Raw genomic sequence first — 22,095 nt, forward strand, 5'->3', positions numbered from 1 at the left:
CCGCCCTAGTGTCGCGCGCCATGAGACGCATCGCCATCCTCATGTGCGCGGGCGCGATGGCCCTCGGCCTGGCCGCCCCCGCCACCGCTGACTCCCAGCCCTTAGGGCGGGCCACCCTGACCGGGTTCGCCTCCCTTCCCGCGCTGACCTTCGTCCCCGGCAGCGAGCCGTCGGGGTCGCTGCTCGGCACGGAGCCCGTCAACGGCGTCACCCCGCCGTTCCCCGGCCAGCCGGTGCAGGGCTTCAGCGGCATCGCGCGCCGCCACGACGGCACGTTCGACGTCCTGTCCGACAACGGCTACGGCAACCAGGGCAACAGCGCCGACTTCCTGCTGCGCGTGCACCGGATCAAGCCGGACTTCGCCGGAAAGTCGGTCAAGGTGCTCGGCGGGTTCAACCTGACCGACCCGCGCGGGTTCGTGCCGTTCCCGCTCACCCGGCAGGACCGCACGCTGACCGGCGCGGACTTCGACGTCGAGTCGATCGTGCGGCTGGTGGACGGCACGTACTGGATCGGCGACGAGTTCGGCCCTTTCCTGCTGCACTTCGACCGCAAGGGCCGGCTGATGGAGGCCCCGATCGCGCTGCCCGGCGTCATGGCCCCGGAGAACCCGGCGCTGAACGGCGGCACGCCGAACCTGGCCGGCAGCAAGGGCTTCGAGGGCATGGCCAGGTCGGTGGACGGCCGTCGTCTCTACCCGCTGCTTGAGGGCACGGTGACCGGCGACCCGGCCGGCACCCTGCGCATGAGCGAGTTCGACCTGCGCAAGGGCGCCTACACCGGGCGGCGCTGGACGTACCGGCTGGAGGACCCCTCCCACGCCATCGGCGACGCGATCGCGGTCGACGAGCACCGTTTCCTGGTCATCGAGCGCGACAACCTGCAGGGCGACGAGGCCCGGTTCAAGCGCGTCTACCTGGCCGACCTGCGCGACAGGGACCGCGACGGCGCGCTCGACAAGACGCTGGTCGCCGACCTGCTCGACCTCGCCGACCCGCGTGGTCTCGGCGGCGCGCCGGGCACGTTCCGCTTCCCGTTCCAGACGATCGAGGACGTCGTCATCCTCGACGACCGCACGCTCGGCGTGCTGGACGACAACAACTTCCCGTTCTCCAGCGGCCGCACGCCCGGCAGGCCGGACGACAACGAGTTCATCACCGTACGGCTGACGCGCGGCCTCCAGGCCGACCCCCGCGTCTACCGCTGATCACTCAGGATCCGGCGACCTCGGCGAGGTCGCCGGACACCTCGTGGCCCCTGACCGAAACCCGCTCGCGCCCCGCCCGAAAAGGGCTCAGACGATGAGGTCGTCGAACTCCCCGTCCTTGGCCCCGAGCATGAACGCGGTGATCTCCGCCTGCGTGTAGACGAGCGCGGGGCCTTCGGGGAAGCGTGAGTTGCGCATGGCGATCTCCCCGTTGGGCAGGCACGCGACCTCGACGCAGTTGCCGTTGGGGTTGCTCCTCTTGCTCTTGCGCCAGACGACGGGAAGGCGGCCGGCGGGCGTCCCGTTCCGGAACTCTTGCATGGGGGCGCTCCTCGCGATCTTACGGATGCACGTGCATCCGCGTTTGCGAGCTGACGATACGGCAGCATGAAGAGCTCCATATAGCGGACAACCAAAAATCCGCTATGGAGTGGATCACAGCGAGTATCGGCCGCTCACAGGGAGAGCATGCGCTCCAGGAAACGCCGGCTCGCCCGGGGCTCCTCCGCCTGGATGCTCAGCCGGTCCATGACCTCCATGTAGTGGTCGGAGTCGGCGGGCTTGTCCAGGTAGAGGGCGCTGGTCAGCTGCTCCATGTAGACGACGTCGGGCAGCTCGGGCTCGGGGAAGCGCAGGATGCTGAACGGCCCTCCGGCCGCCGCGTGGCCGCCGCGCTCGAACGTCATGATCTGCACGGTGATGTTGCGCTCGGCCGTGACGTCCAGCAGATGGGCGACCTGCTCGCGCATCGTCCCGGGGCCGCCCAGCATCCGGCGCATCACGGCCTCGTCGATCACCGCCCACAGGGTGAGCCCGTCCTCCAGCCGTTTCTGCCGGGTCGTGCGCAGCACCACCCGGCGCTCGATCTCGTCGCGCCCGGCATTCCCGTGCGCCAGCTCGATGACCGCCCTGGCGTACGCGGGGGTCTGCAGCAGGCCGGGCACGAACTGGTTCTCGAACGTGCGGATGCCCGACGCGGCGCCCTCCAGGCCGATGTAGACCTCGAACCAGGACGGCAGCAGGTCGCCGTAGCGGTGCCACCAGCCGGGGGCGTTGGCCTGCTTGGCGAGGTTGAGCAGCGGCTCGCGCTCGGCCGGGTCGGTGACGCCGTACAGGGTCAGCAGATCGGCCACGTCGCGCTGCTTGAAGCTGACCTGGCCGAGCTCCAACCGGCTGATCTTCGCATGAGAGGCGCGAATCGAGTACCCCGCGTCCTCGCGGGAGATACCCTTCTCCGTGCGCAGCCTGCGCAGCTGGGTGCCGAGCAGGATCCGAAGCACCGTCGGGCTTCCCGGCGCATAGCTGAGCAGCCTTCCTTCCGCGCTCTCTGCGCTCACTCAACCGCTCCTCATGGGGGCCTGCACGTGCAGATGCAATTCACGTTAGTGAACGACGAAAAGTCTTGCATCAATAACCACACCCCGTAAAGATGGGCACTGGATCATCAGAACGCGCCTCGGGGGCCAGAATGACGACTTTCGACGCCCGGCCGCATGCCGCCTGCGGCTCCCGGCCACCAGGATGGCTCGCCTCCGTCCTGGTGGAAGGTCAGGCCGCCGAGCGTGACGCCGTGTTCCCGTTCGATCCGCGTACGGCGCTCGAGCCGGCCTGCGTGGCGACCGCGCGGCACTTCGTCGACCGGACGCTCGGCGCCTGGGGCGCCGCGGGGCTGAGCTTCGACACGCAGCTGGTGGTCTCGGAGCTGGTCACCAACGCGATGCGGCACGGCGGCGGGGCCCGGGCGCTGCGGCTGCTGCTGCGGCACGGCGACGAGCTGGTGTGCGTGGTCTCCGACCACAGCAGGACGATCCCGGTGACGACCGCGCCCGACGTCTACTCCGAGTACGGGCGCGGCTTACGCCTGGTGGACGCCCTCTGCTCCGCCTGGGGCTGGCTCACCCCCGGCGGCCCCTGCAAGCTGGTCTGGGCCGTCATCGCCGCCACCTGACGCCCGTCATTCCTTGCCGAGCAGGTGGAGGACGTCGGCGTCGGTGAGCTGGTCGAAGTGCACGTACCACTGGCCGACCGCCCGGAAGTCGACGGGCGTCTTCAGCACCACCACCTCGTCGGCCTCCTTCTGCAGCGAACGCACGGTCTCACGAGCCCCGACCGGCACGGCCAGCGTCACCTTGGCGGGCTTGGCCGTGGCCACGGCCCGGAGCGCGGCCCGCGCGGTGCCGCCGGTGGCCAGCCCGTCGTCCACCACGATCACCTCCCGCCCGTCGAGTGCGGGCAGCGGGCGGTCGCCGCGGTAGACCCGCACCCGCCGGGCCAGCTCCCGCCGCTCCTGCTCCACCACCTCGGCCACCGACTCCGGGGTGAGGCCCAGGCGGTGCAGCAGCCCCATGTCGAACACCGGCTCACCGCCCTCGGCGATCGCCCCGACGCCCAGCTCGGGCGCGGGCGGGTAGCCGATCTTCCTGGTCACGAGCACGTCGAGGACGGTGCCCAGCCGGCGCGCGATCGGCACGGCCACCTCGACGCCGCCGCGGGGCAGCGCGAGGATCACGGGATCGTGCGCGTCCAGCAACCGCTCGGCGAGCAGCTCACCCGCCTCGACCCGGTCTGCGAAGAGGTCCATGCCCTCCGCCTACCCCGACGCGCCGCCTCCTCGCCTCTCCGCGCACGCGAACGCACCCGCCGGCCGGGGCCCGCCCGCAAGCCCCGGCCGGTCAGGGGATCGCACCCGCCGGCGTCAGGGGCGGTTGCGGCCGGTGCGGCGCATCTCCTTGTGGATGACCTTCCACTTGTTCTGTTGTTCCTTGCGCAGGCGGGCGTCCGTGCGGGACGCCATCCACAACGCCTCCCGCTGCAGCTTGCGCCAGCTTTCCAGCCGTCGTTCGGGCAGCTCGCCGCTTTCCAGCGCGGCCAGCACCGCGCATCCGGGCTCGCTGGTGTGACCGCAGTCGCCGAAGCGGCAGTGTCCGGCCAGCGACTCGATGTCGGAGAAGACGCGGTCGACGCCGACGGCCATGTCGTAGAGACCGATCCGGCGGATGCCCGGCGTGTCGATGACCAGCCCGCCCCGGGCGAGGGGGATCAGCTCACGGTGGACGGTGGTGTGCCGGCCGCGCCCGTCGGCGGCGCGCACCCGCTGGGTCTCCATGACCTCCGCGCCGGCCAGCGCGTTGACGAGGGTGGACTTGCCTGCGCCGGACGGGCCGAGGATGACGGCCGTACGCGACCCGCCGAGGTAGGAGGCGGCCAGCTCCACCCCGTCGCCGCGCAGCGAGGAGACGGCGTGCACGTCGACGCCGGGCGCGGCCGTGCGCACGTCGTCGAGCAGCCCGTCGAGGCCGTGCTCGAACAGGTCGGACTTGGTGACGAGCACCACCGGCGTGCCGCCGGACTCCCAGGCGAGCGCGACCAGGCGCTCGATGCGGGCCAGGTCGGCGAAGTCGGTGGCGTGCATGGACGGCTCGGCCACGAAGACGACGTCGACGTTGGCCGCGAGCACCTGGCCCTGGCCGTCGCCTGACAGGCCCCCGACCGAGTCGCGGCTGACGCCGCCCCGGACGAACGCGGACGTCCGCGGCAGCACCGCGTCGAGCTCGTAGCGGCCCTCGGACAGATACCGCAGCGCCGCCCAGTCGCCGACGCACGGCAGCGCGACCGGATCGGCCGCCGCGGCACGGCGGACGTGGGCGGCGTAGCGGACGTGATGCTGGCCGTCGGCGGCGATGACCTCGGCGGCGCCGCGGTCGACGCGGGCCACCCGTGCGGGAACGGCGCCGTCGGGCAGCTCGGCGGCGCGCGAATCGGTCCAGCCGAGCAGAGAAAGATCGTAAGACAACGGAGTGAAACCTTTGGTCGAGAAGGATGGAGCCGGGCGGCTCAGAAGGACGCCCGGAGGTGGGCTGACGGCAGGCAGCACATGGGGACCCGCATAGCCCTCACCTCCCCGATCGATTTCGTGTCACTTACCGGGGCGACTCTACGCACCCCGCCGACGCAGACGCAATCGGTTTGTCTTGCGCGATCCGTTGAACCCCGCCCACCCGGACGGCCGTACCACCTGCCGACGGACTGAGAAAGGGGCACGATGCGGATCAGTACGTATCCCCCGCCCTCGGCCGAGGGAGCCGCCCCGGCGGGCACGCCGCGCCCGCACCATCGGATCCGCCGCGTGCGCCCCGACGACGAGGTGGTCGTGTCCGCGCTCTACCGGGAGTATCACCGGCCGCTGCTGGCGTTCGTGATCCGGTTGACGGCGGGCGATCGGCAGTGGGCGGAAGACGTGGTGCAGGAGACGATGATCCGGGCCTGGCGCAGCGCCGAGCGGCTCGACACCGACGCGGTCTCGCTGATGCCGTGGCTCGCCACGGTGGCGCGGCGCATCGTGATCGACGACCGGCGGCGCAAGGACGCCCGGCCCAGGGAGTCGGGCGACGGGCCGCTGGCGAGCGTTCCCGTGCCCGACGAGATGGAGGTGCTGCTGCACCAGGTGGTGGTGTCGGAGGCGCTGAAGGCGCTGTCGCCGGCGCACCGCGAGATCCTCAACGAGACGATCCTGCGGGACCGGTCGGTCAACGACGCCGCGCAGGTGCTCGGCATCCCCGTGGGCACCGTGAAGTCGCGCGTCTACTACGCCGTACGCGCGCTGCGGATCGCACTGGAGGAGAGGGGGGTGACGGCGTGACTTCGAGAGTCGAGCACACGGACGTGGGTGCCTACGCGCTCGGCCTGCTGGACGACGACGACAGACTGGCCTTCGAGGCCCATCTGCTCGGCTGCGCCGCCTGCCGCCGCGAGCTGTCGGAGCTGGCCGGCGTGGCCGGCGTGCTGCACGGGATCGGGCCCGTCGAGGACTCACTCGACCGCCCGGGCGGGCCGGAAGGCGACGTGATCGACCTGCTGCGGCACAAGAAGGACGCGGACAGGCGCACGCGCAGGGGCACGTTCGTGATCGGGATGGCGGCGGCGGTCACGCTCGTGGCCGGCGGGCTGACGATCGGCACGCAGCTCGGCGCGGGCGCTCAGCCGCCGCTCGCCCACGGGCACGGCGGGCAGATGGGCGAGCACATGGGGCCGGCCGAGCAGTTCTACGTCGACGGGCGGCCCATCGCGGGCAAGGGCGCCGGCGGCGTGACTGGCGGGCTCGTGGTGGAGTCGAAGGGGTGGGGCACGCACGCGGCGCTGAAGCTGTCCGGGGTGACCGGGCCGCTGGAGTGCGAGCTCATCTCCGTGTCGAAGTCGGGAGAGCGGCGGGTGATGACCGGGTGGTCCGTACCTCCAGCCGGGTACGGAGTGCCGGGTTCGCCGGATCCGCTCTACATGCACGGCGGCAGCGCCACGCCGCTGGAGGACGTCGACCGCTTCGAGGTGGTCACCTCGGAAGGGAGGCGATTGCTGGCCGTCGACGTGTGACCGCCCGGGACCGGCGTCCCGCCGCGCACCGGGAGCCCGTGCGGCGGGACGCTCTCCACCACCGTCATGGCCCGCGGGGCGCCGTCACGGCGGGCCGGGTGTGCGGGTCAGCGGGCGTCACCCTGGAGGCCCCCGGCCACGGGCGCAGGGTGGCGCCCAGCCGGCTCCGCCGTGACGGAAGGAAAATCCCCGGACGGGCCCGCGGGTTTACAGGCCGGGAGCGGGGAACTGCGCGGTGAGCTCGCTGACCTCGTGGTGGACGCGGGTGATGACCGCCTCCGCGTCGCCCTTGGCGACGGCGGTGACGACCTCGTCGATCCAGGCGCCGATCTGCCGCATCTCGGCCTCCCCCATGCCGCGCGAGGTGACCGACGGCGTGCCGATGCGGATGCCGGACGGGTCGAACGGCTTGCGCGTGTCGAACGGCACCGTGTTGTAGTTGGTCTCCAGCCCCGCGCGGTCGAGCGCCTGGGCGGCCGGCTTGCCGCCGATGTCTTTCGGGGTGAGGTCGAGCAGGATCAGGTGGTTGTCGGTGCCGCCGGAGACGAGGTCGAACCCGCGCGAGCCCAGCTCGTCGGCCAGGGCCTTGGCGTTGGCGACGATCTGATGGGCGTATGCGCGGAACGACGGCTGCGCGGCCTCGTGCAGCGCGACGGCGATGGCGGCGGTGGTGTGGTTGTGCGGGCCGCCCTGCAGGCCGGGGAAGACGGCCTTGTTGAGCGCCTTGGCGTGCTCCTCGCTGGTGGCCATCAGCATGGCGCCGCGCGGGCCGCGCAGCGTCTTGTGGGTGGTCGTGGAGATCACGTCGGCGTGGCCCACCGGGGACGGGTGGGCGCCGCCCGCGACCAGGCCGGCGATGTGGGCGATGTCGGCGGCCAGCACCGCGCCGACCTCACGGGCGATCGCGGCGAAGCCCTCGAAGTCGATGGTGCGCGGGATCGCGGTGCCGCCGCAGAAGATCAGCTTCGGCCGGTGCTCCAGCGCCAGTTCGCGGACCTCGTCGAGGTCGATGCGGCCGGTGTCCTTGCGGACGCCGTAGCGGACGGGGTTGAACCACTTGCCGGTGGCCGAGACCGACCAGCCGTGGGTGAGGTGGCCGCCGAACGGCAGGCCCATGCCCATCACGGTGTCGCCGGGCTCCAGGAACGCCATGTAGACGGCGAGGTTGGCGGGCGAGCCGGAGTAGGGCTGGACGTTGGCGTGGTTGACGCCGAACACCGCCTTGGCCCGCTCGATGGCCAGGGTCTCGATCTGGTCGATGACCTGCTGGCCCTCGTAGTAACGCTTGCCGGCGTAACCCTCGGAGTATTTGTTGGTCAGCACGGTGCCCGTGGCCTCGAGCACGGCCTTGGACACGTAGTTTTCGGACGCGATCAGCTTGACGGTGTCGGCCTGGCGACGCTCTTCCGCCCTGATGAGCTCGGCGATCTGCGGGTCGACGCTCGCGAGAGAACCCATGACTCTCCTGTCACCATTGACGATGGCGAAGACCCAGGCGCACGGCCTCCGCTCCCTCCGCTCCCCGGTGGTCGTTCCCACCCAATGCGCCAGTCGCGTCTCGCTGTAGACGATAGCGGATGAGGCCGGGAGCCCAGGTCGGCGATCAGGCCGACGAGACGGCCACGTTCCTGACGACGCCGAGCGGGCCGAGGTTGACGTCGACGTGCTCGGTGTCCTCGGGGAGCCCGTCGTAGACGGCCCAGAACTGCAGCTGGTTGCCTCCCTCGAACGGCGCCGTGGGCACGTTGGAGCACTGGCAGTCGTCGCCCTTCCTGGCCGGGTAGAGCGGGTTGCCCACGCCCGGCGGGACGATGCTCACCCGCGAGACCGTGTTGTCGAGGGTGCCGTTGCCGAACTTGTTGTACAGGGGCGCGTTCTCGGTGCCGACGTTCTTGACCGTCCACTGCAGGCGCGCGGTGGCGCCCTGGCTCACCAGGGAGTCGATCCGCACCTCGAACCTGGTGCCGAGGGCGTCGATCGTGCTGGTGGTGGCGGCCGTGCCCGGCTCGGCGCCGCGGTCCTCCCAGGGGCGTACGGCGGCGAGCGTGGCACCGGCGCCGAGCACAGCGGCCAGCACGCCGACGACGACCGGCAGCCAGGGACTGCGCCGCGCGGGTCCCGGCGCGGGGACGCGCCGGGGAACGGTGACGACCGGGGACCAGCTCTCCGAGACGGCCTGCGTCGCCGCCGCGACCGGCACCTCGGAGCGCCCCAGCAGCTGGTCCATGAGCTGCTGGGCGGTCGGCCGGCGCCGCGGGTCCTTGTCGAGCGCCCGCTCCACCAGCGGCCGGATGCGCTCGTCCAGCCCGTCGAGCATGGGCGCGTGGTTGATCACCCGGTAGACGACCTCGTGGACCCCGCCGGTGCCGAAGGGCGGCCTGCCCATGCCCGCGTACGCGACCAGCGAGCCCCACGAGAAGATGTCGCTCGCCGGGGTCGCCTGCTCTCCCCTGGCCTGCTCCGGCGACATGTACGCGGGCGTGCCCATGCTCTGCGCGACCGTCATCACCGCCTGGCCGGTGTCGGCGAGCTGGGCGATGCCGAAGTCGATGACCCGCGGCCCGACCGGGCTGAGCAGCACGTTCGACGGTTTGAGGTCGCGGTGGACGACGCCCGCCTGGTGGATGGCGGCCAGCGCGGTGGCCACGCCGACGGCCAGGGCCTCCAGGTTGGAGCCGGCCAGCGGGGTCTGCGCGACGACGGCCGACAGGTCGGGGCCCTCGACGTATTCGGTGACGATGTAGGCGGTGCCGTTGTCGAAACCGGCGTCGAGCACGGGTGCGGTGCAGAACCGCGCGACCCTTCTCGCGGCCTCGGCCTCCTTGCCGAACCTGCGCCTGAACTCCTCGCGCGCGGCCAGCTCGGGGCGCATGGTCTTGAGCGCCACCGGCCGCCCGGCGGGGTCGTGGGCGAGGTGGACGTAGCCCATGCCGCCTTCGCCCAGCTTTTTGACGAGGGTGTAGGGTCCGACACGTTGCACGTCCATCGCAGGGATTATTCCGGACGCGCCCCCGTCATGGCTATTTCGTGCGGCTCTCGCCTGGCCAGAGCCGGTCGACCTCGGCGTTCAGGATGGCGCCGATGAGCACGGCCAGCGCGGTGATGTAGAGCCAGAGCAGCAGCGCGATGGGGGTGGCCAGGGAGCCGTACACGGAGACGGGCGAGAACCAGGCCGCCAGCACGGCCCGCAGCACGCCCGCGCAGACGATCCACAGGAACAGCGCCAGGATGGCGCCCGGCAGCTCGCGGTACCACTTGGTGCGCACCGGCACGCTCACGTGGTAGAGCACGGTGAGGAACAGCACCGAGCCGATGATCACGACCGGCCAGTAGAGCAGGTCGATCATGATGCCGTACTCCCCCGGCAGGGCGTCCCTGAGCAGGGTCGGGCCGATGACCAGGATGGGCATGACGATGATGCCGATGATGAGGCCCACGACGTAGAGGCCGAACGACATCAGCCGGGTGCGGATGATGCCGCGTTCCTCGCCAAGCCCGTAGGCGACGGAGATGAGGTCGACGTAGACGTACAGGGCGCGCGAGCCCGACCACAGCGACAGCAGGAAGCCCAGCGAGATGATCGACACCTTGCCGGCGTCGTCGCTGAGCACGTCGGTGATGAGCGGGTTGACCACCGTGGCGATCGCGTCCTCGGTGAACAGCAGGCCCGCCTGGTCGATCACCCACGTCTTGACCTGCGTGACCACGCTCGGCCCCAGCCAGGTGCCGAGCTTGCCGAGCACGCCGATGAGCCCCAGCACGAACGGCGGCAGCGACAGCAGCGCGAAGAACGCCGCCTCACCCGCCAGGCCGGTCACGCGGTAGGCGACGCCGGCGTTGGTCGCGGCGCGCACGATGGCCCACGACTTGGTGTCGAGCACCCAGCTCAACCGGGCCCGGGCATGGGAGGCGAGGCCTCGTTTGGGCCGGGATGGCGCTTCGGTGGACGTCATGGGCACCCAACGGAAATTCGCAGTGACTCTTCGGCACAGCTTACGTCCCTGGTCCAACCCTGGAGTCGCCCGGCACGATGCGGGCGCCCAGCGGGAGGAGGGAGACGGGGATCAGCTTGAGGTTCGCGATGCCCATCGGGATGCCGATGATCGAGACGAACAGCGGGATGGAGGTCACCACGTGCCCGATGGCCAGCCAGATGCCGGCGACCACGAACCAGATGATGTTGCCGAGGAGCGAGAACACGCCGGCGTCCGGGTCGCGTTCCACCGTCCGGCCGAACGGCCACAGCGCGTACGAGGCGATCCTGAACGAGGCGATGCCGAACGGGATGGTGACGATCAGGACGCAGCAGATGATCCCGGCCAGGGCGTAGCCCATGGCCAGCCAGACGCCGGCGAAGACCAGCCAGATGACGTTCAGAATCGTGCGCATGCCGCCAGCATGTCACCGATCTTGCCCGCGCCACCTCGGGCATCTCCCGGATTCCACCCGGATCTGTACCCGGAGTGATAATGCGGAGTGTGATCTGCGAGAGCTGCAAGGACAAGCGCCACGAGGAGTGCCGCGGCGGCTCGTGGTGCGACTGCCAGCACAAGACGGGTCAGGAGCAGGAGGAGTCGGAGCTGAGCTGGCCGCACCAGGGATGAGACAAGTCCCACACTCTGGACGCGGTCTTGGACATCTCGGACAGCCAGAGTAGTCTCGAACTATGCCAGCGGACCCCATGCTCGTCGGTCGACGCCACGTCGACCTTCTGCGTGTCCGCTCTGCCATCTGTTGCGACGCCCGCTGACCGTAGTTTCTGTCTGCCGCTGAGCGCGTCGCACTCCTCTTTTCACAGCCCTGCCCTCGATGACGAGGCGGGCGGGACGTTGCGCGCGCCGACGATCCGAAGGACGCGCAATGATCACCCCTGCCAGCCGCACTCCTGCCAACCGGCATCACAAGCGCCCGCGCGGCGAAGGCCAGTGGGCCCTCGGTTACCGCGAGCCGCTCAACAAGAACGAAGAGAACAAGAAGAACGACGACGGGCTCAACGTCCGCCAGCGCATCATCGACATCTACTCCAAGCAGGGCTTCGACTCGATCGACCCCGCTGACCTGCGCGGACGCATGCGCTGGTTCGGCTTGTACACCCAGCGCAAGCCCGGAATCGACGGCGGCAAGACGGCGATCCTGGAGCCGGAGGAGCTCGACGACCGCTACTTCATGCTGCGGGTGCGCATCGACGGCGGCCAGCTCGACCTCGCCCAGCTGCGCGCGATCGCCGACATCTCCAACGACTACGGCCGCGGCACCGCCGACGTGACCGACCGCCAGAACATCCAGCTGCACTGGATCGAGATCGAGTCGGTGCCCGACATCTGGGAGCGCCTGGAGGCGGTGGGCCTGTCCACCACCGAGGCGTGCGGTGACACCCCGCGCGTGATCCTCGGCTGTCCGCTCGCCGGGATCGACGCCGACGAGGTGCTCGACGCGACCGAGCAGATCCAGGAGGTCCACGACCGGGTCGTGGGCAACCCGGCGTACTCCAACCTGCCGCGCAAGTTCAAGTCGGCGCTCAGCGGCTGCCCGGCTCACTGCACGGTGCACGAGATCAACGACGTGGCGTTCGTCGGCGTGGTCAACGAGCAGGGCGAGGCCGGCTACGACGTGTGGGTCGGCGGCGGGCTGTCGACCAACCCGATGCTGGCCAAGCGCCTCGGCGTGTTCGTCCGGCCGGAGCAGGTGGCCGACGTGCACGAGGGCGTGGTCGCGATCTTCCGCGACTACGGTTACCGGCGGCTGCGTCACCGCGCCCGCATCAAGTTCCTGGTCAACGACTGGGGGCCGGAGAAGTTCCGCGAGGTGCTGGAGACCGAGTACCTCAAGGAGCGGCTGCCCGACGGGCCCGCGCCCGAGCTGCCGCGCGGCCGGCGGCGCGACCACGTCGGCGTCCACCGGCAGAAGGACGGCAACTTCTACGTCGGCTTCGCCCCCAAGGTGGGCCGGCTCGACGGCGACAAGCTGCACGCGATCGCCGACATCGCCGAGCGCCACGGGTCGGGCCGGGTGCGTACGACGGTCGAGCAGAAGATGGTCATCCTCGACGTCGCGCCCGAGCGGGTCGACTCGATCGTGGCCGAGCTGGAGGCCGCCGACCTGCAGGTCAAGCCGTCCACGTTCCGCCGCCAGACGATGGCCTGCACCGGCATCGAATACTGCAAGCTCGCCATCGTCGAGACGAAGGCCGCCGCCTCGGACCTGATCGACGAGCTGGAGCGGCGGCTGCCCGACTTCGGCGAGCCGCTCACCATCAACGTCAACGGCTGCCCCAACTCGTGCGCGCGCATCCAGGTGGCCGACATCGGCCTGAAGGGCCAGCTCGTCGTCGACGAGAACGGCGACCAGGTCGAGGGCTTCCAGATCCACCTGGGCGGCTCGCTCGGCGCGAACGCCGGGTTCGGCCGTAAGGTGCGCGGGCTCAAGACCACCGCCAAGGCGCTGCCCGACTACGTGGCGCGCGTCGTGTCCAACTACGACGGCCAGAAGAAGGAAGGCGAGTCGTTCGCCGACTGGGTGCAGCGAGCGGACGAGGCGGACCTGAAATGACCGAACGAGCGGTTCCCTTCCACTGCCCTTACTGCGGCGACGAGGACCTGGAGCCCTACGAGGGCGAACTGAGCGCGTCTGCCGGGTCGGCGGCGGGCGGCGGCTGGTACTGCCGCGCCTGCGCTCGCGCCTTCAAGCTGAAGTTTCTCGGAATCGGAGTGAAGATATGACGCTGGCCGACATCGAGGCCGGTCTGAGAGAGCAGGGCGGCGAGCTCGATCTGCGGGAGATCGTCGAGTCCGCCGCCACGTTCCTGGAGGGCGCCCCCGCTCGCGAGATCATCCGCTGGGCGGCGGCGACCTTCGGCGACCGGCTGTGCCTGACCTCCTCCATGAGCGACGCACTCCTCATCGACCTGGTGAGCCGGGTCAAGCCCGGCGTGGACGTCCTGTTCATCGACACCGGCTACCACTTCGTGGAGACGATCGGCACCCGCGACGCCGTGCGGCAGGTGTACGACGTCAACGTGATCGACATCAAGCCGTCGCGCACGGTCGCGGAGCAGGATCGCGACCTCGGCCCCCGGCTGTTCGGCCGCAACCCCGACCTGTGCTGCTACCTGCGCAAGGTCGAGCCGCTCAACCGGGCGCTGGAGCCGTACCTCGCGTGGATCTCCGGCATCCGCCGCGACGAGTCGCCGAGCCGGGCCGACACCAAGGTCGTGGAGTGGGACGCCAAGCGGCAGATGGTGAAGGTCAACCCGATCGCCGCCTGGACGCAGGAGGACGTCGACAACTACATCGCCGACAACGGGGTGCTGATCAACCCGTTGCACTACGACAACTACCCCTCGATCGGCTGCGCGCCGTGCACGCGGCAGGTCGCGGAGGGAGAGGATCCGCGCAGCGGGCGCTGGGCGGGCCTGGGGAAGGTCGAATGCGGCATTCACCTGTGATCCCCGACAGGGGTCCCGTCCCGTTGGCAGGCGGGGCGGCCCCCGGCGGCGTGCCACTGGTGGCGGTGGCGCACGGGTCTCGCGACCCGCGGGCCGCCGCCACCGTGGCCGCGCTGCTCGACCAGGTGCCGCTGGACGTGCGGGTGGCCTATCTCGATCACTGCGCGCCTTCGCTGGGTCAGGCGCTGCACGGCCTGGAGGAGGCCGTGGTGCTGCCGTTGTTGCTCACCGAGGCGTACCACAGCCGGGTGGACCTCCCGGCGGCGCTGAACGAGGCTCGGGCGCGTGAGCCGCGGCTGCGCGTCAGCTACGGCGCCACGCTGGGACCGCACCCGCTGCTGGTGTCCGCGCTGGAGCGGCGGCTGGCCGAGGCGGGCGTCCCCGCGGGCGACCCGGGCACGGCGGTGGTGCTGGTGTCGGCGGGGTCGAGCGACGCGCGCGCCAACGCGGTCGTCGCGGGGATGGCGCGGTCGTGGCGGCGGGCGGGCTGGTGGACGGTCTCGCCCGCGTACGCCTCGGCCGCGGGGCCCGCTCCGGGCGAGGCCGTGGCGGCGCTGCTGCGGGCCGGGGCGCCGCGCGTCGTCGTGGCGCCGTACCTGCTGGCGCCGGGGTACTTCGCCGACAAGGTGCGCCGCGAGGCGCTGGAGGCGGGCGCCGAGGTGGTGTCCGACGTGCTCGGCCCGGCTCCGGAGCTGGTGCGGGTGGTGCTGGAACGCTACGAGGCCGCCCGGCGGCAACCGGTGCCGCTGGCCGGCTGAGGAGCGGCGGGGCCGCCCGTCAGCCGCCGTGGTCCCTCAGTAGCCGTGATCCCTCAGTAGCCGTGGTCCGTCAGTAGCCGTGGTGGCGGTCGTCACGGAGTTGCCTGCGCAGCTCGCGGCCGTCGGCGCGCAGCTGCCGGCCGATCTCGCGCCAGTCGTCGCCGTGCAGCTTCCGCCAGTGCTCGCGCCAGGCCGCGAACCCGCGCTGCAGCGGCTTGGCCTGCGCGTCGCCGATCACCTTGACGTCGCCCATCACCGCGTACGCCTTCACCCGCACCACGGGCACGTTCGTGCCCGGGGCCCCCTCCAGGACGTCGACCTTCTTGTCGCCCATGATCGCCACGCCGTCCAGGTCCACGTTGACCCCGTCGGGCACGATGATCTTGACGTCGCCCATCACGGAGACGGCGAGAATGTCCACCTCGTCCGTGCGGACCTCGGCCTCGCGCAGGTCGAGCAGCACGTCGCCCATCACGGCCACCGCACCGAGCTCCTGGTCGATGCGCCAGGTGCCGCGGCGCTTGGAGTCGCCCATGACGCCGACGAACCACCGCCGCTTCCTGCCCGTCCTGGCGGGCGACGGCGACGGCGCGGTCATGCCGGCGGACGGCAGGTCCTGCGTGAGCAGGGCCAGCTCGGCGTGGGTGGTCGCGGTGTAGGCGGCCTCCGTGCGGTCGGTCAGCTCGGCGAGGGTGAGCCGACCCTCCACCGAGGCGACACGGAGCTGCTCGACGACGGCCTCGCGCTCGGCGTCCGACGCGCGGACCCCACCGGGATCAGTCATAGACGCAACATATCGCGTCTTTGCCGCCGTGAAGCTCCTCCTTTGGTAGGAATCCGTACGACGTTCGATCCATGCGCGTCCGGCATGGGCGGTGAACCCGTTCGCTGTCGGGCCGCGTACCACCTCATGACACGGGGCCCTGGCATGGTCCGGGGCGCGGCCGGTCCAGGCTAGGGTCCCTGTCATGCATGAGGAACAGCTCTACCGCGCGGCGTTGAACGGCGATACCGAGACCGTGGGCAAGCTCCTCGCGAGCGGCGCCGATCCCAACCGGCCCAGCGAGCCCGCGGAGGAAGGCGGAGAGGGCGGGCTGCCCCTGTGCGCGGCCGCCGCCTGGGACCGCACCGAGGTGGCCGAGGCGCTGCTCGCGGCCGGCGCCGAGGTCGGCGCCCGTGAGGCCGGCGGCTGGACCGCCCTGCTCTGGGCCGCCGCCAACGGCCACGCCTCCGTCGCCCGGGTGCTGATCGAGGCGGGGGCGGAGGTCGACGCCACCAACGACGACGGCGACACCCCGCTCACGCTGGCCGCCAGGCGCGGCGCGCTGGGCGTCGTGCGCGACTTGCTGGAGGCCGGGGCCGACCCGCAGAAGTTCGACGGCGACGGCGACACCCCGCTCGAGATCGCCGTCGACTGGGTGGGCGTGCACCTGGAGAGCGCCCTGCTCGACCAGATCGAGCAGGAGAGCTGGGAGTACGTCGTGACCCGCCAGTACGCCAAGGACGGCACCGAGCTGGTCACCGTCTCCGGGCGTTCGCCCGACGGCTCGCAGACCGAGGAGGTGCAGGCCCAGCGCGGCCACGCCGCCGTCGCGACCCTCCTGGAGGAGGCCGTCGACGTCCAGCCGCCGGTGGAGCGGCTGGTGGCGCGGGCACTGGCGCACCGCGACATCGACGAGGACGCCGAGACGTGGTGGATCGTGGCCGACGCGCTCGCCAAGCGGGCCGACGAGGCCACGTACGAGGTCCTCGCCCGGCTGTGCGTGAGCGAGGACGCGAGGGAGCGGGAGTTCGGGGTCGACGCGATCGCCCAGTTCGGGTTCGCCGAAGGCGAGAAGCCCTACCTGGAGCGCACGCTGCCGCTGCTGCAGAAGATGGTGACCACGGAGGCCGATCCGCAGGTGCTGCGCTCGGTGCTGGCCGCGCTCGGCCACCAGGGCGATCCGCGGGCGCTGCCGTACGTGCTCGACCTGATCGGGCGGCCCGGCCGCAAGCGCACGGTCACCGACCCGATCGCGCTGGCCGACGTGCTGCCGCCGGACCACGAGGAGGGCCTGGCGCTGCTCATCTCGATGACGACGGACGACGACGCCGAGATCCGCGACTGGGCCACCGCCGGGCTCGCCGGGCTCGCCGCCGACACGCCCCGCATCAGGGAGGCCCTCGCGGCCCGGCTGGCCGACTCCGACCTGCGCACGGTCGCCGAGGCCACCCGCGGCCTGGCGATCCGCGGCGACGACCGGGCCGGCCGGGGCGCGGAGCGCGTGCTGGCGGAGAGCGACGACGACTACGCCAGGGACCTCGTCACCCGGACCGCGGCGAGCTGAGCGCTTCAGTCGCCGTTCAGGACGCGGACGACCCAGTCGAGGGTGCCCGTGCTCAGGGCCTCCTCGGCCAGGCGTTTGCCGGTCGCGGTGGTGATCGCGGCGAGCGAGCTGTCGATCCAGCCCTGGACGTTGCGGTGACCCTGCTCGCGGTATTCGACGGCCTGGATGAGGCACTCCAGTTTGTCGGCGTCGCGGGCGCAGACGGCTTCGAGGCTGGTCTTCTCCTCGTACTCGGCGACCGCGTCGCTCACCATGTCGGCCACCGCCGCCGGTACGCCCCGCACCTGGTCGGCGGTGACGTCCTCGTTGGAGGCCGCTTTGAGGTAGCGCTTGCCGATGTACGGGATGTCGGTGATGCGGGTTTCCTGGGTGTCGTGGAACAGGGCCATGAACGCCGCCCGCTGCGGATCGCCGCCCTCCAGCCTGGCGATCACCGCCGCGATGACGGCCGCGCGGAACGAGTGCTCGGCGATGCTCTCGGGGTCGCGTACGCCCGCGACCAGCCATCCCGTCCGCTTGTACCGCTTGAGCAGCCCGAACTCGTACAGCAGCCCTGCCAGACCCGTCACGTCATCCGCCACGAGGACCCCCTCTCGTCATGGCGCAGAGCCTAGACGACGGTTTCCGCCGCCGCCGTGCCCCGCCCGGCTGTCGGGGGATGCCGTGACCGGTCGACCGGTCACGGCATCCGCCGTCATGTTCCGTCCGCGCGGCGAGCGGTTCACGCCCGGCCGCCGCGCACCGGGCTAGCGCCCGGAGTATTCGTTGTCGCCGTAGGTGTTCGGCTCGTCGGTGCTCACTTCGCCGTTGTCGTCGAAATAGATGTCGCGGACGATGGTGTTGTCCGGCTCGACGTCATCGCGGAAGGGCCACCAGTTGTCGCGCTCCCAGCCGCCGTCGTCCCCCACATCCCGCTTGTCCCACTTCCACTTGTCCTCGTCCCGCTTCTTGTCGTCCCGCTTCTTGTCGTCGACCACCGGCTCTTCGTCGACAACGGGCTCCTCGTCGACCACCGGCGGCGCCTCGCCGACCACCGGCGGCGCCTCGACGACCACGGACCTGTCGTGCCTGTCGTGGCGGTGATGCTGCTCCTTGCGGCGCTTGTTCTCGTTGATGTTGTGGATCTCGACCTCGTAGAAGGTGCGGGACCAGCGGGGGCCCCACGCGCATTTACGGCCGCAGCGGAGCAGCGGCTTCTCACCGGAGACATACCCGGGGCCAGTCTGGACGACGGCTGCGCCTGCGCTCGCGCCGGCGACCCCCTGGCCGGGAAGGAGGGTGAAGCCGGCGGCGGCGACGGCCACAGCCAGCCCTGCGATACGCCCGCGACGCGACGTATGCATACGTGTGGATTTTGCGTGCATTATTTCCGTCCATGGGTAGAGAAACCCGAAATCCGATGCTCATTTTCTAGGAGCACTCGGACATGATCAGACGTACCCATACGCAGAATCCCATTTACCTCCACGAACCCAAACAACCCGTCAAATCATTAGCGTTCGCCGGAGGAGTGATTAAACGATTATTTGATCCATGTTTGCGGCTTCTCCGTTGATACCGGACATCAGTCGTCGATCGCCGCGTACGCCGACGTCCAGAAGTCGCGGATCACCCTCGGCGCGCTGGGCGAGGTGAAGGCGACCTGGGTCATCACGACGCCGATCATCTCCTCCGCCGGGTCGGTGCAGGCGGAGGTGCCGAGGCCGCCGCTCCACCCGAACCGGCCGGTCCGCGTGGCCAGGTCGTCCCGGTCGCCGTCCACGGCCAGGCAGAAGCCCCAGCCGCCGGAGCCGAAGAACACCTCGTTGCCCGCCTTCTGCTCCGGCGTGAGGTGGTCGCGGGTCATCAGCTCGACCGCGGGCCGCGACAGCAGGCGCCCGCCGTCGTAGCGCCCCTTGTGCAGGAGCATGCGACAGAAGGCCAGGTAGTCGTCGGCGGTGGACAGCAGGCTCGGTCCGCCGCCGCCCGACGGGAAGGCCGGGGGACGGTCCCACGCGCCGTCGCGCGGATGGGGCCGCGGCAGCGGCGCCCCGGTGGCCGGATCGGGCGCGTACGAGCCCGCCAGCCGGCCGAGCTCACCGGTGGGCAGGTGGAAGCCGGTGTCGCGCATGCCGAGCGGCTCGAGGACCCGCTCGCGCAGGAACGCGTCGAAAGGCCGCCCCGAGGCCCGCGCGATCAGCACGCCGAGCACGTCGGCCGCGGTGTGGTACATCCAGCCCGCTCCCGGCTGGTGGACGAGCGGCAGCGCGCCGAGCCGTTTGATCCACTCGTCCGGCCCGCAGCCCGGCCCGTCGGCCCCGGCCGTCAGCCCCGCCTCCTCCATCGCGCGCTGGATCGGATACGCGCCCGGCGGCGCCATGACGACGCCGAAGCCCGCCCGGAAGGTCAGCAGGTCGCGTACGGTGATGGGCCGCGCGGCGGGGACCGTGTCGTCGAGCGGCCCGTCCACGCGCCGCAGCACCCGCCGCCCGGACAACTCGGGCAGCAGGTCGTCGACCGGGTCGTCCAGGCGCAGCCGGCACTCCTCGACGAGGATCATGGCGGCGACGGCGGTGATCGGCTTGCCCATGGACGCGATGCGGAAGACGGTGTCGCGCCGCATCGGCGCGCCTTCGCCGGCCTGCGCGGCGCCGGCCGTGGTGACGTGCGTCTCGCCGCGGCGGTGGACGAGCGCCACCAGCCCCGGTACGTCGCCGCGCTCCACGGCGGCGCCCAGCACGTCGCGCATCCGGTCCAGCCGCGCCGGGGAGAGTCCGCTCGGGCTCATCGAAGCTCCTTTTCGTCGGGTTCGTGAGGACAGACTCTCCGGCGGGCGGAAACTCATCGGCGGAACCCGCTTTTCCCCGCGTTTACTTATCCCGAAAAAGCGCCATACTCGAAATTCGTCCGATTTGCGGGACTAAGGGCCGGAAAAAGCGAGTGCCGTGGTGAGGACGTCCTGGGCGAGCGAAAGGTCGCCCTCGACTTCGGCGGGGAAATCCTCCGGGTCTCCCCTGCCGCCCAGCAGGAAACAGAATCTCACCACGTCGGCCGTGATGCGGACGTCCGGCTCCCCCGGCTCGGTGTCGGCCACGCCGAGGGCGACACGCCACTCGCCGCCGCCCGGGCCGGTCAGCGTGAGGTGCAGGGTGTGTCCCGCCCCGTCGAGGCCGGAGAAGAGCATCGTCCAGGGCAGCAGGCGGGCGCACAGGTCGGCCGTCGGGCGGATGTGCTCGGGGACGGGGTCGGGCAGGCGGATCTCGGCCACCTGCGCCGCGTCGGCCGCGTGGATCCACGTCTCCAGCCCGCGGGCCAGGATGTGGTCGCGCACCGCGAACTCCAGCCCGTCCAGCGTGGCCGGGGTGGTGGGCGGCAGCGCCGCCAGGTGACGGCACAGGGCGTCCGCCTGCGCCCGCCAGTCGCGACGCGTCTGCTCGGGGCTGCGCGCCCGCTCGTACGCCTGCACGTCGCCCGTCCGGCCCAGCGAGTCGGCGGCGCCCATCGGCGGGCCCAGCACGGGGGCGCCGACGGAGGCGGCCACCAGACCGTCCTTGGCGGCCAGATGGGCGACCAGCTCCTGGAGCGTCCAGCCCTCGACGATGACGCGCGCCCAGTCGTCGTCCACGGCCGAGGCCAGCAGCGCGTCCATGGCGGCCACCCGGCCGGCGTACGGCTGCGCCCAGTCCGCGGTGGGGGCCGCGGGCCTGCGCCGCGCCCGGGCCCCGGCCAGCAGCTGGGGCCGCAGCGAGTGGGCCGGCACCGCCGCGTCCTCCATCATCGCGTCCAGGTAGAGACGCTCGACGGGGTCCATCACACCTCCTCCTGAGCACGCACGGACGCCGGGCCCGCGTAGGGCAAGCCGGCGCCCATCACACTTCCTCCTCGGCCAGCGCGCCGGCCAGGCGCCGCAGCGCCAGCCGGATGCGCGACTTGGCCGTGCCCTCCGGCACGCCGAGCTCCTCGCCGACCTGCCGGTAGGTCCTGCCGCCGAAATAGGCCAGCTCGACCGCCTCCCGTAAGCCGTCGGGTAACGCGCTCACCGCCTGCCGCACCCGCTCGGCCTCGTCGGCGGCGAGCACGGTGTCCTCCAGCCTGACAGGCTCGCGTTCGAACAGCCTGGGCCCGATCGCCGACACCCTGCGCCGCTCCTCGGCCCGTACGTGGTCGACCGCGCGGCGGTGCGCGATCGTGGCCAGCCAGGCGCGCAGCGTGCCGCGGTCCGGGTCGTAGGCGAGCGGGCGTTCCCAGAAGAGCAGGAACACCTCCTGCGTGATGTCCTCCGCGATCAACCGGTCCCTGGTGACCCGCAGGGAGAGACCGAAGATCAGCGGGGAGAGCCGGTCGTAGACCTCCCCCAGCGCGGACTCGTCGCCGCCGACCACCCGCTGGTGCAGCAGGCGGTCGTCGTACGGTGCCTCCACTGGCACCACGCTCCCGTGTCTTCGGTTCATGGCGGCTCAGCCGCATGTCCGCCGCATGTCACTGTTCGCACCAAATGTAGAGCGGGATGACCGTCCAGGGACACGTCCGAGTAGGGATAGTGTCGAAAGTCGACATACGGAGGGGAACACATAGCCATGGCCACCACCCGCACCGCCACCACCCAGTGGAAGGGCGCCCTGCTCGACGGCTCGGGCACCGTCTCGCTCGACACGTCCGGGGCCGGCACGTTCGACGTCTCCTGGCCGTCTCGGGCCGAGTCGGCGAACGGCAAGACCTCGCCCGAGGAGCTCATCGCCGCCGCCCACTCGTCCTGCTTCTCGATGGCGCTCTCGCACGCGCTGGCCGGCGCCGGCACGCCGCCGGAGTCGCTGCGGACGAGCGCCGACGTGACGTTCCAGCCGGGCGAGGGCATCACCGGCATCGTGCTGACCGTGCGGGGCCGGGTGCCCGGCATCACGGCCGAGCAGTTCCAGCGGGCCGCCGAGGACGCCAAGGCCAACTGCCCCGTCAGCCAGGCCCTGGCCGGCACCAGCATCAGCCTCAAGGCGGAGTTGCTCTGACCTTGTCCT

At 71.3% G+C, this 22,095-nt stretch carries 25 protein-coding genes and 1 riboswitch; of the genes, 11 read left to right on the forward strand and 14 right to left on the reverse strand.

Annotation, left to right across the window (positions count from 1 at the left end; all coding sequences use genetic code 11):
• The first annotated feature begins 20 nt into the window (after window positions 1-20).
• A complete protein-coding gene (locus E1286_RS09815; protein WP_246074648.1) occupies window positions 21-1,208 on the forward strand; it encodes an esterase-like activity of phytase family protein in 1,188 nt (395 codons plus the stop codon).
• A gap of 87 nt (window positions 1,209-1,295) precedes the next feature.
• On the opposite strand, the gene E1286_RS09820 is transcribed toward E1286_RS09815, so the two are convergent.
• Both E1286_RS09820 and E1286_RS09825 read right to left on the reverse strand, forming a co-directional pair.
• Window positions 1,296-1,529, reverse strand: a complete 234-nt coding sequence (locus E1286_RS09820; protein WP_132610902.1) for a DUF397 domain-containing protein — start codon at window positions 1,527-1,529, stop codon at window positions 1,296-1,298.
• A 134-nt stretch (window positions 1,530-1,663) separates the two neighbouring features.
• The gene (locus E1286_RS09825; protein WP_132610904.1) at window positions 1,664-2,545 is read right to left on the reverse strand and encodes a helix-turn-helix domain-containing protein; all 882 of its coding nucleotides are present in this window, start codon (window positions 2,543-2,545) and stop codon (window positions 1,664-1,666) included.
• 131 nt (window positions 2,546-2,676) lie between these two features.
• On the opposite strand from E1286_RS09825, the gene E1286_RS09830 reads away from it, so the two are divergent.
• Window positions 2,677-3,156: an ATP-binding protein gene (locus E1286_RS09830; RefSeq protein ID WP_246074650.1), complete on the forward strand. Its 480-nt coding sequence runs from the start codon at window positions 2,677-2,679 to the stop codon at window positions 3,154-3,156.
• Between the two features lie 6 nt (window positions 3,157-3,162).
• Here the strand turns inward: E1286_RS09830 and E1286_RS09835 are convergent, their stop codons facing one another.
• Both E1286_RS09835 and rsgA read right to left on the reverse strand, forming a co-directional pair.
• Window positions 3,163-3,789, reverse strand: coding sequence for a phosphoribosyltransferase (locus E1286_RS09835; RefSeq protein WP_132610908.1), 627 nt, complete (start codon window positions 3,787-3,789; stop codon window positions 3,163-3,165).
• A 114-nt stretch (window positions 3,790-3,903) separates the two neighbouring features.
• A complete protein-coding gene (rsgA, locus tag E1286_RS09840) occupies window positions 3,904-5,001 on the reverse strand; it encodes a ribosome small subunit-dependent GTPase A (RefSeq protein WP_132610910.1) in 1,098 nt (365 codons plus the stop codon).
• Window positions 5,002-5,250: 249 nt separating this feature from the next.
• On the opposite strand from rsgA, the gene E1286_RS09845 reads away from it, so the two are divergent.
• Together E1286_RS09845 and E1286_RS09850 are read left to right on the forward strand one after the other, a co-directional pair.
• Entirely contained in the window at window positions 5,251-5,847 is a 597-nt protein-coding gene (locus E1286_RS09845; protein ID WP_132610912.1) for a sigma-70 family RNA polymerase sigma factor, read from the forward strand.
• Complete coding sequence (locus tag E1286_RS09850; protein ID WP_132610914.1) at window positions 5,844-6,575, forward strand: anti-sigma factor family protein; 732 nt, start codon at window positions 5,844-5,846, stop codon at window positions 6,573-6,575. Before E1286_RS09845 ends, E1286_RS09850 begins: the two co-directional genes overlap by 4 nt.
• A gap of 207 nt (window positions 6,576-6,782) precedes the next feature.
• Here the strand turns inward: E1286_RS09850 and glyA are convergent, their stop codons facing one another.
• The 4 genes from glyA to E1286_RS09870 all read right to left on the reverse strand — a co-directional run bounded on the left by glyA (window position 6,783) and on the right by E1286_RS09870 (window position 10,964).
• Window positions 6,783-8,033 (reverse strand): serine hydroxymethyltransferase, encoded by a 1,251-nt coding sequence (gene glyA, locus E1286_RS09855; RefSeq protein WP_132610916.1) that lies wholly within the window; start codon window positions 8,031-8,033, stop codon window positions 6,783-6,785.
• Between the two features lie 24 nt (window positions 8,034-8,057).
• Window positions 8,058-8,140: riboswitch (ZMP/ZTP riboswitch) on the reverse strand.
• 38 nt (window positions 8,141-8,178) lie between these two features.
• Window positions 8,179-9,561, reverse strand: a complete 1,383-nt coding sequence (locus E1286_RS09860) for a serine/threonine-protein kinase (protein WP_246074652.1) — start codon at window positions 9,559-9,561, stop codon at window positions 8,179-8,181.
• 34 nt (window positions 9,562-9,595) lie between these two features.
• Window positions 9,596-10,528 carry a YihY/virulence factor BrkB family protein gene (locus tag E1286_RS09865; protein ID WP_246074653.1) on the reverse strand — a complete coding sequence of 311 codons (933 nt, stop codon included), beginning with the start codon at window positions 10,526-10,528 and terminating at the stop codon, window positions 9,596-9,598.
• Between the two features lie 40 nt (window positions 10,529-10,568).
• Window positions 10,569-10,964, reverse strand: coding sequence for a YccF domain-containing protein (locus E1286_RS09870; protein ID WP_132610918.1), 396 nt, complete (start codon window positions 10,962-10,964; stop codon window positions 10,569-10,571).
• Window positions 10,965-11,044: 80 nt separating this feature from the next.
• Here E1286_RS09870 and E1286_RS51215 point away from each other — a divergent pair, with 80 nt between their 5' ends.
• The 5 genes from E1286_RS51215 to E1286_RS09890 all read left to right on the forward strand — a co-directional run bounded on the left by E1286_RS51215 (window position 11,045) and on the right by E1286_RS09890 (window position 14,777).
• Window positions 11,045-11,179 (forward strand): hypothetical protein, encoded by a 135-nt coding sequence (locus E1286_RS51215; RefSeq protein ID WP_281282647.1) that lies wholly within the window; start codon window positions 11,045-11,047, stop codon window positions 11,177-11,179.
• A gap of 62 nt (window positions 11,180-11,241) precedes the next feature.
• Complete coding sequence (locus E1286_RS51980; RefSeq protein WP_354532976.1) at window positions 11,242-11,325, forward strand: putative leader peptide; 84 nt, start codon at window positions 11,242-11,244, stop codon at window positions 11,323-11,325.
• 110 nt (window positions 11,326-11,435) lie between these two features.
• Window positions 11,436-13,124, forward strand: coding sequence for a nitrite/sulfite reductase (locus E1286_RS09875; RefSeq protein ID WP_132610920.1), 1,689 nt, complete (start codon window positions 11,436-11,438; stop codon window positions 13,122-13,124).
• 166 nt (window positions 13,125-13,290) lie between these two features.
• Window positions 13,291-14,019 carry a phosphoadenylyl-sulfate reductase gene (locus E1286_RS09885; RefSeq protein ID WP_132610924.1) on the forward strand — a complete coding sequence of 243 codons (729 nt, stop codon included), beginning with the start codon at window positions 13,291-13,293 and terminating at the stop codon, window positions 14,017-14,019.
• Window positions 14,001-14,777 (forward strand): sirohydrochlorin chelatase, encoded by a 777-nt coding sequence (locus E1286_RS09890; RefSeq protein WP_132610926.1) that lies wholly within the window; start codon window positions 14,001-14,003, stop codon window positions 14,775-14,777. Before E1286_RS09885 ends, E1286_RS09890 begins: the two co-directional genes overlap by 19 nt.
• A gap of 70 nt (window positions 14,778-14,847) precedes the next feature.
• Here the strand turns inward: E1286_RS09890 and E1286_RS09895 are convergent, their stop codons facing one another.
• Complete coding sequence (locus E1286_RS09895; protein ID WP_132610928.1) at window positions 14,848-15,561, reverse strand: DUF1707 SHOCT-like domain-containing protein; 714 nt, start codon at window positions 15,559-15,561, stop codon at window positions 14,848-14,850.
• A 184-nt stretch (window positions 15,562-15,745) separates the two neighbouring features.
• On the opposite strand from E1286_RS09895, the gene E1286_RS09900 reads away from it, so the two are divergent.
• On the forward strand, window positions 15,746-17,104 hold the full coding sequence (locus E1286_RS09900; protein ID WP_246074656.1) for an ankyrin repeat domain-containing protein: 1,359 nt from the start codon (window positions 15,746-15,748) through the stop codon (window positions 17,102-17,104).
• Between the two features lie 5 nt (window positions 17,105-17,109).
• On the opposite strand, the gene E1286_RS09905 is transcribed toward E1286_RS09900, so the two are convergent.
• The 5 genes from E1286_RS09905 to E1286_RS09925 form a co-directional block, all read right to left on the reverse strand.
• Window positions 17,110-17,685, reverse strand: coding sequence for an HD domain-containing protein (locus tag E1286_RS09905; protein WP_132610930.1), 576 nt, complete (start codon window positions 17,683-17,685; stop codon window positions 17,110-17,112).
• Between the two features lie 165 nt (window positions 17,686-17,850).
• Entirely contained in the window at window positions 17,851-18,408 is a 558-nt protein-coding gene (locus tag E1286_RS47740; RefSeq protein ID WP_165969670.1) for a hypothetical protein, read from the reverse strand.
• A gap of 260 nt (window positions 18,409-18,668) precedes the next feature.
• On the reverse strand, window positions 18,669-19,871 hold the full coding sequence (locus E1286_RS09915; protein WP_132610934.1) for a serine hydrolase domain-containing protein: 1,203 nt from the start codon (window positions 19,869-19,871) through the stop codon (window positions 18,669-18,671).
• A gap of 132 nt (window positions 19,872-20,003) precedes the next feature.
• Window positions 20,004-20,894: a maleylpyruvate isomerase family mycothiol-dependent enzyme gene (locus tag E1286_RS09920; protein ID WP_132610936.1), complete on the reverse strand. Its 891-nt coding sequence runs from the start codon at window positions 20,892-20,894 to the stop codon at window positions 20,004-20,006.
• Window positions 20,895-20,952: 58 nt separating this feature from the next.
• Window positions 20,953-21,504: a sigma-70 family RNA polymerase sigma factor gene (locus tag E1286_RS09925; protein ID WP_223189780.1), complete on the reverse strand. Its 552-nt coding sequence runs from the start codon at window positions 21,502-21,504 to the stop codon at window positions 20,953-20,955.
• A 156-nt stretch (window positions 21,505-21,660) separates the two neighbouring features.
• On the opposite strand from E1286_RS09925, the gene E1286_RS09930 reads away from it, so the two are divergent.
• Window positions 21,661-22,086 (forward strand): OsmC family protein, encoded by a 426-nt coding sequence (locus tag E1286_RS09930; protein WP_132610940.1) that lies wholly within the window; start codon window positions 21,661-21,663, stop codon window positions 22,084-22,086.
• Window positions 22,087-22,095 lie beyond the last annotated feature (9 nt).

Origin of the sequence: Nonomuraea terrae, from assembly GCF_004348995.1 — a bacterium.
Lineage (GTDB): Bacteria > Actinomycetota > Actinomycetes > Streptosporangiales > Streptosporangiaceae > Nonomuraea > Nonomuraea terrae.